Source organism: Phocaeicola sp. RTP21198st1_B8_RTP21198_201120, assembly GCF_040929485.1.
Taxonomy (GTDB): domain Bacteria; phylum Bacteroidota; class Bacteroidia; order Bacteroidales; family Bacteroidaceae; genus Phocaeicola; species Phocaeicola dorei.
The window spans coordinates 35,751-48,823 of record NZ_JBCOCI010000034.1 but is presented as its reverse complement, the minus strand read 5'-3'; the positions used below and the strand labels follow the sequence as shown (position 1 = coordinate 48,823).

Sequence of the window (13,073 nt, the reverse complement as noted above, 5' to 3'; positions counted from 1 at the left end):
GAGTAACGGATATAAAATTCTTTCTTTTCAGACTTACAAAGCTGTATGCTTAATCCCCCAGGTTTATCGGGTGAGCCACAATTTGCACACAGCTTCCGAGAAGTACTGATAATCAATGATAAACGAAACACACCGGTAAATTACATCGCATTTCATCTCGTTTCTTTCTTTCATAACTATTGCCTTACCGGTTGAGGTTTTTCACCGATAGTATAATACAAATAAAAGGGATAAGCTACACACCGATAGTTATCCCTTTTATTCTCAAAATCACTTTTTGATAGGAGGAATGAGCCCGTATTTTGCGGCTATTTCAAATAAGCGGTCACTGTTATATCGATACTGCCCCACTATCATAGCGGAATATTCACTATCAGTTTCATCATAGTCATAATTGGGATAAAAACTACTAACCTTATGGAATAAAGCCCTACCTTCCTCATCAAACATATTCTTAATGATATTGCCAATAGCAATCCAATCGTTGTAATAATAAGTAATATCCACTTGACTTCATCAATATAAAGTTCGCGTTCCCTTTGAGCTTCCTCATGTTCTTTGATATTCCTTTCCAACCGCTCAAAGTAAGCGTCACCGAGTCCTTTCTCTTCAAGTGTTTTATCAAACATATCAATGATTTCATCTGAAAATTCTTCTTCATCGTCATCTTCGGTCCAATCATCCAAAGTGGCAAATATATCTTCCCCGTTATCTTCTTTCTCTGGTGAAGAAGTATCTTCAACCTCTGTTTCATCCTCGCACTCAATATCCGGCCCTAACATATCGATAAGCTCGTCAATGGTATACTCTCTTTTTTCTGGAGTATTCTCCGCAACGTCTTCTTGGGTAGTAGGCTCGTTTACGCTCGCTTCCTGTTCTTGAACAACAACAGGCTTTTCTTCTACTGCTTTCTTTTTCTTTGGAGATTTCTTTTTAGCTCCTACAACCTCAGTAGTCAAAGGTTGTTCTTCTTGGGTTCTTTTCTTACGTGTCATAACTTTATTTATTTTGACATTAATAATTTTCCGAGTAATTGAATTTTCGGTTAATACATATATCCACGATATTGTCAGAATATAAGGGAATAGGGTATTTTAACTATATTATTAAGCCCTCGCACCAGTAATTTAGCACAAAGAAAGCTCGGTTATCCTAATGAGTAGGTATTACCGGGCAAAGAGAGAAGACAGCTCATATAAGCTATATAGGCTATAAAAACGAGGTCAAAAGGTTGGTGTTCTTAGTTCGCTCTTCTTTCTCAAAGCTCGCCAGATATGCTTCTGTAGTTCTTAGTCGGTATGCCCCAAAGACTCGCTTATATACGAGATATTGACTCCGCTTCGTTTCAATACGGTTGCGTATGAGTGTCTTGCGGTGTATGTGGTAATGTTGCCGATTCCCAATTCTTCACCTATCAACTTCATACGCTTGTTTATTCGTTTTACTACATCACGAGTTATGGCTTTAGCTTCAATTGCCGTTTCATTCCCTTTCATATATGGAAATATATAATTGTCAGGTAGAGGCTTATTTCCCCATTTATCAATGACAGCCTGCATTTGTACTGAAATAGTTGCTCGTATCTCTTTTCTGTTTTTTGTTGTGCGCTCTGTTTTCTGCCTTACAAAGCATATCTCACCGTCCACAATATCCGAGAACTTTAGTTTCAGCATGTCTGTCGGATTGATACCGTTACACAAGTAAATGAATATCCAAAGGTCTTTATACCTATTAGTCGTTTCATTTCCGCTCTTATAATCGAAAATAGCTTTCAACTGTTTCTTTGTCAAGCCTTTCTTTCTTCTAATACCGGTCTTTATCTCAAACAAGCCTTTTCCAAATGGGTATTGCGACTCTTTGATAACTCCGGCTCTCTTTGCTTCATTCATCAAAGTACGAATATTCCTCATGTGCATACCGATTGTAGAAACGCTTCTTGTCTTTGACCAAAGTTTCTCACATTTCTGCAACCATTCAACAGTAATGGCACTGAACGGAATATCTTTTCCTCCAACTTCTTCAACCATAACTAAAGTACATTTGAAGAATTGCATTGTTCCGATTCTATCTTCGCTTTTCAATTCCTCAATTTTTGCTCTTATGACACTATTTAGAGTGTCTCCGGTTGCCTTTCCCAAACGTAAATTAAGCGTATTGAAAGAGAATATTCCCTTTTCTGCCAGTGCTTCAACATTCATCCGGACTAAAGAAAAACAGCTTTCAATGGCTTGTTTGATTTTTCTGTATTCAAACGATTTACTGCCCGGCAGCTTGTTCCATTCTTCTTTTGTCATACAAATGCCAATGGAATCATATTTTGGCCTCTTCTGATAATAACCCTTGATTTTAACAGGATATTTACCCTCCTTGTTGATTGTACGTGCACCCAGTACCGTAGAAACTACGACACCATCTTTAGAATAATTGAACATGATTTTTAGTAATTACATGCAAGTGGAATTGCTTGCAATAATCTATATATCTATTTTTTGAGGGAAATATAGACGGGTTTGAAACGTTTTGAAGCCTTTTGAATAGTTTAGATATTTTCTTCAAGAGGTTTAAGCAAAGATGCAAATTATATGATATAATACTACACTTTTTATCAAAGAAACTAAATTCTTATTTTCAAGAAATAGAAAATCAATATCCTCTCAATAATTCGTACATTAATGATTTGAAAAAGCGTTTATAAATAAACAATATGTCTTTTCTATCGTTTATTTAATGTATAATACAATACTGTATAATTATCAAATTTGATAATTTATACCATGAAATTTGTTATCACAAAAAATAAAATTCTTATCTTTGCAGAAAGATAATGAAATTGCATGAATATCTATACAGAAGATGAAGCATTAATAGAGTTGTTGGAAGTGGGTTGCACCAATGACAAAAGATACAAAAGACTTCCTAAGGATGTTATTAAAGGTTATATAAAAGCATATAATCATTTAAGGGCAGCCAAACGAATAGAAGATTTATTCAGAATTGGAAGTTTGCATTATGAACGGTTAAAAGGAGATTTAAAGGACTTTGAATCGGTTAGATGTACTGGACGTTGGAGGCTAATATTTAAAAGTTCTACCATAGACAGTTCATTGATAATTACAGATATAGAATTAATAGAAATATCCAACCATTATGGCGACTAAATTTAAATTAAACGATTGTGTACCTTGCATAGCAATTCATCCGGGAGAAATCATTAAGGATGAATTAGATGCAAGAGAGATGAAGCAAAAAGAATTAGCTTCATTTATGGGTATGCCTACTTCCGTACTCAATGATATAATAAAGGGGCGTCGTGCTATAACTCCTGAAGTTGCTGTTTTGTTACAGGAAATTTTAAGTATAGACGCTTCTTATTGGTTATCATTACAAAATCAATATGATATAGACAAAGCAAATATCAATACAAAAATAATAGAACGGAAAAGAAATATTGAGATTTGGAAAATCATTTCTCAATATTGTTCTATTAAATGTTTTGAGAAATTAAATATTATAGGAACTAAAATATCAGAGAATATAAAAACTATATATTCAATTTTTGGTGTTACCTCTGTTGAAGAACTAATAACATTATACTCTCAAGAGAAAGAAGTTTCTTATTTTAAGAAATCTGAGCGTTTGAAAAGTGAGCCTATAAATATTTTTTCATGGAAATACTATGTTTTTTATGAAAGTTCGAAAATTCAGTGTGATACGAAGTTTAGTAACGACAATTTAAATAATCTTATTGATGAATTAAATCATTTATTTGTTATAAATAAGGATACTATAGATACAACAAAAAAAATTCTATCACGATATGGAATTAAATTTATCATAGTGCCCAAATTTGACAAAACTCCCATTGATGGATTTTCTTTTTGGCAAGGAGAAAACCCAACTATTGTATTAACATTACGATTAAACAGAATTGACAATTATGCCTTTGCTTTATTGCATGAAATATATCATGTTTATATGCATCTTTTCAACAATAGAGAACAAAAATATATTTCCATCGAAGGAGCTGAAATAAATAAATGTGAAGAAGAAGCAAATAAATTCGCCAAGTATTCTTTAATTAGCAAAGACTTATGGAGTGCATTCTTAAAACAACATTCTATGATTTCTCCACATGCAATGCAAATGAAAATAAAACAATTTGCTCATCAACATAATATCAATGAAGCTATTGTTTTAGGATTTTATCAACACGATATTAATTTGTACTCTATTAAAAGTTCAATATCAAGAGAAATAAAATAGTCCAATTATATGTACCGTGCAAATCTAATTGCACGCAATTTGCACGCATCTTCAGAAAATAGAAGAAAACAAGAAAGATTATTTGAAAAAGAAATACTACCTTTAGGCTTGAAAATCAAGGAGTATGAACCTGAAAAGAAATGAAGAGCAAATTACTGAAAATCAATTATTTGCGACTCATAATCTGGAGGTCCCTGGTTCAAGCCCAGGCTGGTCCACAAATAAAAAAGGCTGATTCCTAAGGGAATACAGCCTTTTTTATTTGTAAACTCTCCAGGTATAAATCCGTTGCTTTAGATAACATTGGAATTTAATCAAGGTAGTTGTTGGCTTCAGAATTTACACAGAGATAATTAATGTATTGATAACGAGGTAGCTTTACATTTGTTGCTCTTGTTATAGGAATCATGAACAGAATTTCTTTCTCTTAGTATAAAATCATGAGCACATTATATACTCTAAAACTGCAAATGTGGGTTTTACCTTAAAAAAACAGGATGGAAATTTGTACGAAATAGAAAGATGACTTTATCTTTGAAGAATATTAAAGCTGGCCGGACTTTTTATTTTGACGGAATACAGAGATTGTTAGTATAAAAATAAAAGATTAAATTTAGGTTTTATGGTTAAAAGTTATGCTTGTGCAGGCATTTTATTGTTTGCGATAGGATTATTCCCCTTAATGGCACAGGACAACACTGTGGCCAAAGAGATGGCTATAAAGATAGCCGATCGTATTATTGCTTCTACGGTTTATGAGTTCAAAGATGTAAAAACAGGTAAAGTATACACTTCTTTGGACAATGTTGCTTTAAATCCGGATATACGTGTCAATAGTAAATATTTGAATTGGCATTATACAAACGGAGTAACGAATATGGCTTTGATGGAGTTGGGTGATAAAATACAGAACCGGAAATATGAGGATTATGTGCTGAAAAATATGAAGTTTATTTTTGACAAGACTAATCAGTCTTATTTTCATCGTCTGTATGATAAAACTTTCCGTGAAGGAGGATGGAGGGCGGTTCCCCGTCTTACTTGGCATATGATTTATAGAAACAAGCGCTTGGATGACAACGGTCCTATGGGGGCTAGTCTGATAACTTTGAACCAGCGTCATCCGGATGAGGCTTTCCAACAATATGTTGAAACAACAAATCATCATCTTATGGTTTCGGAACCCCGCTTGGCCGATGGAACCATAGCTCGCTTGTGGCCTCATGAAAATACTGTTTGGGCAGATGATGCGTTTATGGCGGTATCTTTTATTTCTAGAATGGGAGAGGTTACCGGTGAAAAGAAGTATTTTGATGATGCGGCCAATCAGATATTGAATTATACAAGGTATTTATGGTGTCCTGAGAAACAGATTTATTATCATTGCTATCATACGGATAATAAAGAGCATGGAGTGGCGCATTGGTCGCGGGCCAATGGATGGATTTTTATGGCGACAGCCGATTTGCTGGCCAGAATGCCGGAAGATCACCCCATGCGTGATGATGTGATAAAGAATTTCCAGATGCAGGCCAGTGGGGTAGCCCGGTATCAAGGGAAAAACGGTTTGTGGCATCAGCTATTGGATAAAGCAGATTCTTATGAAGAAATCACCGGTACTTCCATGTTTGTATTTGGTATAGCTAAAGGTGTGAAGGAAGGATGGCTGCATCCGGATTTCATTTATGTAGCATGGCAGGGATTAAAAGGTATGTTGTCAAAGATTTCAGAGAATGGTGATGTGACGGCCATTTGTGTCGGTACAGGTATCATGCCTTCCACCGTATTTTATTATAATCGTCCTACTCAGGAAAATGATCCGATGGGTGAAGGGCCTGTGTTACGTGCTTTGGTAGAAATGATTGATGCACCTAAATATACGGAAATTAGTGCGAATGATCAGTATGATAAGATAAAATAAAGATAGAACCAAGAAAATACAATTGCCGTAGGGGTGGACTGGATTCGCCTGGATACACTTCTTTGTGGTGCCAGACGGAAACATTCCGCCCCTACAGTAAACCTGATGATAATGAAAAATATTTTTTTCAGTCTTTTGGCTATATCAGAACTTTAAATCCAATCGACCCTCTTTTATTCTTTCTCCCTCGAAAGTGCCACTGATTATTCTGTTATTTAAATCGAAACGGGTGATATTGATTATTCCATCTTCCAGTTTTTCTTCTTGATTATTCTCATTCTTGAATATAACATCAGTATAGATAGTCTGATCGTCACTCGCTCCTTCTGAGATACTGTAAATAGTGATGTCTTTCTCTTTGGGGTCAATGATGTTGAAAGAAATGGAAGCATTGTTGTCCACTCGGATATCTATGCTGACTATCGCTTTCTCGTCTTCGTTGCGGGCAGGATAATAAGAAGCCTTATCATCTGAGTCATAGCGCTGTCCCGTATATACCCAGCCATCTATCAGGCAACCAAAGGTATTGGCTCCTGTTTGAGTGGCAGGGGGCATGATGGTAGGATCTGCTGAAAAGTCTTCTCTATCACAGGAACAGCATAATGCGATTGTTAATACTATTGTAATAAGATATTTAATCATGGCTTGAATTTTTAAAAATGATAATTGATACCTACTGAGAATCCTAATTGTGAAATGTCGTCCGCCCCCTTCATTGGATAGTGTGGCTGCACCATCCATTCCTTATCATGATAACGAACAGAATACTCGCCGGAATATGCCAGGATATAGTTTATCCTTGCACTGACTCCCCAATGGGTGAAAGCACGGTATTCTCCACCTATGCCAAAGTTCGCCGCCCATTTATTCATGGATACTTTCCGTGGCTTATCATATACCGTACTGTTATCTTGATATAACTGATATCCGGTTCCGGTAGTAAAATACAAGCTGAATTGCTGTTTCAGCCAATGCAGGGAGAACTGTGGAGCAAAATAATGTGTTTGAATTTTATCACTGCTGTTTGGCATGTCGTTAGTATACCGGCTGCCTTGATAAAGTACTCCGAATCCCACCCGTATGGCAGGCTTGTTTCCTATCAGATAAGTATAACTTCCTGACCAGCCTATGCCATTGCGTAAACTTGAAGAGTGTCCAGCTACTCCTATCAGTTTTCCGGTGTAAAAGGTAGGCCCTGTTTGGAGGGACAGGATAGAACGTTCGCTAGTGCCGAATTGTGCGTATAGCACTGATGAATACAGCAGCATGGCTGTTAGTAAAAAACATAATTTACATTTCATAATAGTTGTGTTTGTCTAGTTAAGCATTATAAATACAAAAATAGTAAATCATTGAATATAATGATCTTATTAGCCTATTTATTTTAAACCGAGCATGAAAAATGTGATAGATTAACGCTTATCCGAATCTGTCTTAGGGTGGAAAATAACTGTTATGTAATGATTTGACTTCTTTTGCTACTGAATATTATGTAAATATAGGTACCGAATCGTGAACGAAAGTTATTATTTGAACATTTTCCTATGGAAATTTGTTATAAAGGAAAATATGATATACATTTGGAAAAAGTTTCCTAGGGAAATAATTAAAGAAGATGATGTAACAGAGTCTGGTTTTAATCATAAAAAGAGAAGATTATGAAAAAAGAGTTTATAAGAAGGTATGGATGGACATTGCTTGGCATTGTGGCAGGAATGGTAGGAGGATACTTATATTGGCGTTATGTGGGTTGTTCCACGGGAACTTGCCCTATCACTTCTTCTCCTGTCAACAGTTCCATTTGGGGGGCGGCAATGGGAGGATTATTGCTCAGTTCATTTATACCGGAACGTAAAGAAATAAAGAAGGAGGAATAAGTATGAATAAAACAATTTTATTTTTTCTAGCCCTTATGCTGGTTACCACTACAGCTTGCGGCAGAGGAAACAGTAATAATAACCCTGTAAAAGAAGAAACTATGGCAACAGAAGGAAATGGAAAAGTCATACATTTGACTAAAGCTGATTTTTTGGCGAAAGTATATAATTTCGAGAAAAACCCGAAAGAGTGGAAATATGAAGGTGACAAACCGGCTATTGTGGATTTCTATGCTGATTGGTGTGGTCCTTGCAAAATGGTAGCTCCTATTCTGGATGAATTGGCAAAAGAATACGATGGACAGATTGTGATTTATAAAGTGGATACAGAGAAAGAACAGGAACTGGCAGGCGCATTCGGTATACGGAGTATTCCGTCCATTCTGTTCATCCCCATGGAAGGAAAGCCGGAGATGGCACAGGGAGCTATGCCCAAAGCATCTTTTAAAAAGGCTATTGATGAGTTTTTATTGAAAAAATAAGTAATTTTGTGCAATAGCATTCAAGAAGAAGCATCAATATGGAAACTTTATGTAAAATAAGAGACCTCTATCGCGCTATTGCAGAATTTGAAACCCGGTTTGAAAAGGTGCATCACCTTTGTCTGAACGAAGGAATGTTGTTATGCTGTCTCTCCAGGAAGAAACGCCTGTCTTCGGGAGAGATTGCAGAACTGTTAGGCCTTACTAATTCAAATACTTCTAAAGTCATCAGATCTGTGGAAGATAAAGGCTATGTAGAGCGTAATCTGGGAGATAGTGACAAACGACAGATGTATTTCTCGCTTACGGCAGAAGGAAAGAAAATTCTGAAGGAGATGGAATGCTGTAATATTGAGATTCCTGAGTTACTGAGGTCTGTTTTGTAATAGTAAACAAGATATCGCTGTAGATGAAGCCCGTTTTTATTTTTATATCATTGCTGATAATGCTCTGTCCCGCTTTCTCGCAAAGCAGGATGGAGCATTATCTTGACTCCTTGGGACTGGTGAATGTAGGCCGGATGGACCCGACATTGAAAATAGATTTGATGTATACCCGTGCCGACAATTTTACCGGGAAAGTCCTTTATGAGGATTTGCAGGAGGCTTATCTTCATCCCGAGGCCGCCAAAGCCTTATTGCAAGCGCAAAAGCGGTTGAAAGAGTTGTATCCAGGTTATTCTTTGATTATTTATGATGCCGCCCGTCCCATGTCCGTGCAGCAGAAAATGTGGAATGTGGTAAAAGGTACTTCCCAAAATATATATGTATCCAATCCGGCTCGGGGAGGAGGATTGCATAACTATGGTTTGGCGGTAGACGTAAGTATTGCAGATGAAAAAGGAAATCCTTTGTCTATGGGAACCAAGGTGGATCATTTGGGCAAGGAAGCCCATATAGATACTGAGGCGGCAATGGTACAGCAGGGAGTCATTACAGCACAGGAACGGAGAAACCGCTTGTTGTTGCGTCGGGTCATGACGGATGTGGGTTATAAACCTTTGCGCAGTGAATGGTGGCATTTTAACTTCCGCAGTCGTGAAGAGGCAAAACGGAACTATAAAGTAATTAGATAAAGGATGGAAATATCAGCAAAAACACTCCATTTCATCGAAGAGCATAGGGAGGACGATACGCGTACACTGGCTTTGCAAAGTAAGAAATATCCCGATGTAGACATGGCGGCAGCTGTCACACAAATTGCCGGACGGCAGGTAGCGGCCCGCAAGTTGCCTTCATGGCATCTGGTTTCCGCATTGTGGTATCCTCCTCATTTGTCTATGGAGCAATGTTCTTCCGAAGCAACTGCTTTGTATAAGGCCTCTTTGTTGGAAGGCGATACTTTTGCCGATTTAACCGGAGGTTTCGGTATTGATTGCAGTTTTATCTCCCGGAATTTCAAGCAAGCTGATTATGTGGAGAGGCAGACGGAGCTCTGTGAGCTGGCTTTGCATAATTTCCCTTTATTGGGGTTGGGACATATCCGGATACATAACCGGGATGGGGTGGCTTATTTGCAGGAAATGCTTCCGGTAGATTGCCTGTTTCTAGACCCTGCCAGAAGAGACGGACACGGTGGCAAGACGGTTGCCATCTCTGATTGCGAGCCGGATGTAAGTGCTTTGGAGTCTTTGCTGGTTGACAAGGCAAAGAAGGTGATGGTGAAATTATCGCCTATGCTGGATATGTCATTAGCATTGAACGAGTTGAAAACAGTTCGTTCGGTGCACATTGTCGCTGTGAATAACGAGTGTAAGGAGTTATTGTTGATATTGCAAAAAGAGCCCGTTTCATCGGAAATAAGCATCCATTGTGAGCATATTGCAGGCAACGGTGAGAGCCAGCATTACACCTTTACCTTGAAGCAGGAAAAGGCATCGGCCTGTCCCTTGACTGATCAAGTCGGAACTTATTTATATGAACCGAATGTTGCTATACTGAAAGCCGGTGCTTTTCGTTCCCTTACACAAACCTATCCTGTGATGAAACTTCACCTCAGCAGCCATTTATATACCTCTGCTTCTTTGGTTCCGGATTTTCCGGGACGCCGTTTCCGGGTTGAGTCCGTATCGGGCTTTGGAAAAAAGGAATTGAAAGCGTTTCTGAAGGATATGGACAAGGCGAATATTACGATTCGTAACTTTCCATTATCGGTAGCGGAACTTCGCAAACGCTTGAAACTGAAGGAGGGAGGAGATGATTATATCTTTGCCACGACCTTGTCCGACGAGCGGAAAGTTTTGATTAGGGCGAGGAAGTGCTAGTTTATAATCAACTTATAGCCTATTCCCCTGACATTCACAATCCGTATTTTATTGTCTTTGGATAGTTTATGGCGTAACTTCGTAATAAATACATGCAAGCTGCGTGAGTTGAAGAAGCTGTCATCTCCCCAAAGCTCCAACAAGATGCTTTGGCTGCTCACCACTTCATTCCGGTTCTCACACAGGCGTTTTAATATTTCCGATTCCCGGTGGGATAGTTCTTGTGTGTTTCCTGCAAAGTCAAGCTGTTGGGTAACGGAGTTGAACTGATATCCTCCAATGGTATAGGTATTTGTAATTTCCTTTTCTACAAAAGCTTTGTGCATCAAGGCTTTGAGGCGTACAATCAGTTCTTGCATTCCAAACGGTTTTTTCAGATAGTCATTTGCTCCCAGTTCAAACCCCTCCACCACATCATTGATGGCGGACCGGGCAGTGAGAAAGAGGATCGGAGTCACTTTATCGGACTGGCGGATACGTCGTACCATTTCAAAACCATCCATACGGGGCATCATGACATCAGCCACCAACACATCCGGTTTCTGTTCAAAGAACTTCCTTAAGCCTTCTTCGCCATTTCCGGCGGTAGTGATGATGAACTCTTGTTCTTCCAGCGTATCCTTGATAATCATGGCAAGTGTCTGTTCATCCTCTACTAATAAAACGCGTATCTTCTCCATTTGCTTATTCAGGAATTTGAAGTGTAAAGGTACTGCCTTTTCCTGTGATGCTTTCCACGGAAACAGTTCCTTTGTGTTGTTCTATCATTGTTTTTACATAATAAAGTCCTAGTCCATATCCTTTTACATTATGCAGATTGCCGGTAGGAACCCGATAAAACTTATTAAACAGGTGTTTCTGCTTGTCGGTAGGGATACCTATTCCTTTGTCTTGAATCTTTAGCGTTACATGAGCGTTACAACTACTGTTACAAGAACCGTTACAGCGTGTTGCAGAAATGCAAATATACGCCTTTTCATCGGAATATTTTATAGCATTGTCTATCAGGTTGCTGATCACGTTGTACAAGTGCAAGCGGTCTGCGCATAGGATTATGTCTTCTTTCATAATAAGTTTGAACTCAGCCGGCTTATCAGCTTTCAGCCTATGTTGGCTGATCAGATTTTCCAACATAGGCCTCAGTTCGACAAGCTCATAGTTCAGACGGAAATTCTTCCGTTGTTCCATACTCATGGAAAGGATCTGTTCCACCAGTCCGCTGAGCTGTTTCAGCTGGGCTTGGATAATCTGAAGATAGTTCTGTCGTTTTGTCAGATTCTCTGCTCCGTTGAAGTTCAGCAGCGCATCGTTGGCGGCGTAAGCTACAGCTATCGGAGTTTTCAGCTCGTGAGTAATGTTATGCGTGAAGTCCTCTTTCATTTCTTCTACGCTTTTCTGCCTTAAGATGATGCGGATAAGAAACCAGAATGACAGACCTAATATAATAATGATAAGGAAAGAAGTATAAAGTATTCCTTTCATTTGCTGCAGGACGATGGTGTTTGTCGGTTCTACCCATAACCGGTATGCCATTTTGTTGTACAAGTCATAATTGTAATAATAGCTCACTGCTTCCTTGCTTGGCTTGTACTTTTGAGGTGAGCTGAATCCCTGTACCAGAGTACTGTCCCGGTGCAAGTTCACAATTTCTATGCGGTGAGGCAGATAGATGATGCCGCGCATGGCAAGTGTCCTTGTGAAAAGGCTGTCGAAAGTATGCAGATTTATTTCCGTGAAAAGATCCAGCTGGCTGTGAATCCCCCGTTGGAAGTATTTGGTGAGCAGTTCCAGTGTACCGTTCTTGTCGATGGTGGTAGATACCGGTTCTTTTATTTCCAATCCGAATTTTCTTTGCTGTTTGAAGGCTTCGGTTTCTACAGTCTTGGTAACCAATGCACTGCTGTCCAGATTGATACTGGATTCAATGTAACCGTTTACGGTTGCGTTGCTCCGCTTTACGGAGTCGCATCGTTCCATCATTTCATTGTAGTCGCTCACCTGTAAGGTTTCTATCAGGCAATTGTCCATATCCTTCTTCATCGAGGTATATAGTCCTGTCAACCAATATGCCTGATAGGCAAAGACGCCTATCAGCGAAAGGATAATCAATGCGGCTATGGCTTTAAACGGTATCTTCATGGTTTGGCAAAAATAGGCACAAAATAAGTATTTTCTTTCTTTTGATAACACTAAATAAGACTTCGTAAGCTGGTGGTAACACATACGGAACACTTTTAGCCTTTACTTTGCATAGACCTTAAAAATAA

The 13,073-nt window shown here is 38.5% G+C and carries 13 protein-coding genes and 1 pseudogene; 8 read left to right on the top strand and 6 right to left on the bottom strand.

Annotated features, from left to right (window positions below):
* Nucleotides 1–270: 270 nt before the first annotated feature.
* Together AB5935_RS13525 and AB5935_RS13520 are read right to left on the bottom strand one after the other, a co-directional pair.
* Nucleotides 271–450: a hypothetical protein gene (locus AB5935_RS13525; protein ID WP_080549523.1), complete on the bottom strand. Its 180-nt coding sequence runs from the start codon at nucleotides 448–450 to the stop codon at nucleotides 271–273.
* 759 nt (nucleotides 451–1,209) lie between these two features.
* A pseudogene (locus tag AB5935_RS13520) lies at nucleotides 1,210–2,432 on the bottom strand (tyrosine-type recombinase/integrase).
* Between the two features lie 402 nt (nucleotides 2,433–2,834).
* Here AB5935_RS13520 and AB5935_RS13515 point away from each other — a divergent pair.
* The 3 genes from AB5935_RS13515 to AB5935_RS13505 all read left to right on the top strand — a co-directional run bounded on the left by AB5935_RS13515 (nucleotide 2,835) and on the right by AB5935_RS13505 (nucleotide 6,184).
* On the top strand, nucleotides 2,835–3,158 hold the full coding sequence (locus AB5935_RS13515; RefSeq protein ID WP_007834544.1) for a type II toxin-antitoxin system RelE/ParE family toxin: 324 nt from the start codon (nucleotides 2,835–2,837) through the stop codon (nucleotides 3,156–3,158).
* Nucleotides 3,148–4,263: a HigA family addiction module antitoxin gene (locus tag AB5935_RS13510; RefSeq protein WP_007834545.1), complete on the top strand. Its 1,116-nt coding sequence runs from the start codon at nucleotides 3,148–3,150 to the stop codon at nucleotides 4,261–4,263. Before AB5935_RS13515 ends, AB5935_RS13510 begins: the two co-directional genes overlap by 11 nt.
* Before the next feature lie 622 nt (nucleotides 4,264–4,885).
* Nucleotides 4,886–6,184 (top strand): glycoside hydrolase family 105 protein, encoded by a 1,299-nt coding sequence (locus AB5935_RS13505; RefSeq protein ID WP_007834547.1) that lies wholly within the window; start codon nucleotides 4,886–4,888, stop codon nucleotides 6,182–6,184.
* A gap of 144 nt (nucleotides 6,185–6,328) precedes the next feature.
* Here the strand turns inward: AB5935_RS13505 and AB5935_RS13500 are convergent, their stop codons facing one another.
* Both AB5935_RS13500 and AB5935_RS13495 read right to left on the bottom strand, forming a co-directional pair.
* Nucleotides 6,329–6,826, bottom strand: coding sequence for a hypothetical protein (locus AB5935_RS13500; protein WP_007847524.1), 498 nt, complete (start codon nucleotides 6,824–6,826; stop codon nucleotides 6,329–6,331).
* 11 nt (nucleotides 6,827–6,837) lie between these two features.
* Complete coding sequence (locus AB5935_RS13495; RefSeq protein WP_032942935.1) at nucleotides 6,838–7,485, bottom strand: outer membrane beta-barrel protein; 648 nt, start codon at nucleotides 7,483–7,485, stop codon at nucleotides 6,838–6,840.
* Between the two features lie 357 nt (nucleotides 7,486–7,842).
* On the opposite strand from AB5935_RS13495, the gene AB5935_RS13490 reads away from it, so the two are divergent.
* From AB5935_RS13490 to AB5935_RS13470, 5 genes are read left to right on the top strand one after another with little or no spacing between them, the layout of a single operon-like run.
* A complete protein-coding gene (locus AB5935_RS13490) occupies nucleotides 7,843–8,061 on the top strand; it encodes a DUF6132 family protein (RefSeq protein ID WP_007834555.1) in 219 nt (72 codons plus the stop codon).
* Nucleotides 8,062–8,063: 2 nt separating this feature from the next.
* Nucleotides 8,064–8,543 (top strand): thioredoxin, encoded by a 480-nt coding sequence (gene trxA / locus AB5935_RS13485; protein WP_007847518.1) that lies wholly within the window; start codon nucleotides 8,064–8,066, stop codon nucleotides 8,541–8,543.
* 38 nt (nucleotides 8,544–8,581) lie between these two features.
* Nucleotides 8,582–8,929, top strand: coding sequence for a winged helix DNA-binding protein (locus tag AB5935_RS13480; RefSeq protein ID WP_038608573.1), 348 nt, complete (start codon nucleotides 8,582–8,584; stop codon nucleotides 8,927–8,929).
* 23 nt (nucleotides 8,930–8,952) lie between these two features.
* The gene (locus tag AB5935_RS13475; RefSeq protein WP_008655447.1) at nucleotides 8,953–9,618 is read left to right on the top strand and encodes a M15 family metallopeptidase; all 666 of its coding nucleotides are present in this window, start codon (nucleotides 8,953–8,955) and stop codon (nucleotides 9,616–9,618) included.
* Between the two features lie 3 nt (nucleotides 9,619–9,621).
* Entirely contained in the window at nucleotides 9,622–10,806 is a 1,185-nt protein-coding gene (locus AB5935_RS13470) for a class I SAM-dependent methyltransferase (protein ID WP_038608571.1), read from the top strand.
* Here the strand turns inward: AB5935_RS13470 and AB5935_RS13465 are convergent.
* A complete protein-coding gene (locus AB5935_RS13465) occupies nucleotides 10,803–11,486 on the bottom strand; it encodes a response regulator transcription factor (protein WP_007834572.1) in 684 nt (227 codons plus the stop codon). The genes AB5935_RS13470 and AB5935_RS13465 overlap by 4 nt on opposite strands.
* A 4-nt stretch (nucleotides 11,487–11,490) precedes the next feature.
* Nucleotides 11,491–13,029 (bottom strand): sensor histidine kinase, encoded by a 1,539-nt coding sequence (locus AB5935_RS13460; RefSeq protein ID WP_038608568.1) that lies wholly within the window; start codon nucleotides 13,027–13,029, stop codon nucleotides 11,491–11,493.
* Nucleotides 13,030–13,073: the final 44 nt, after the last annotated feature.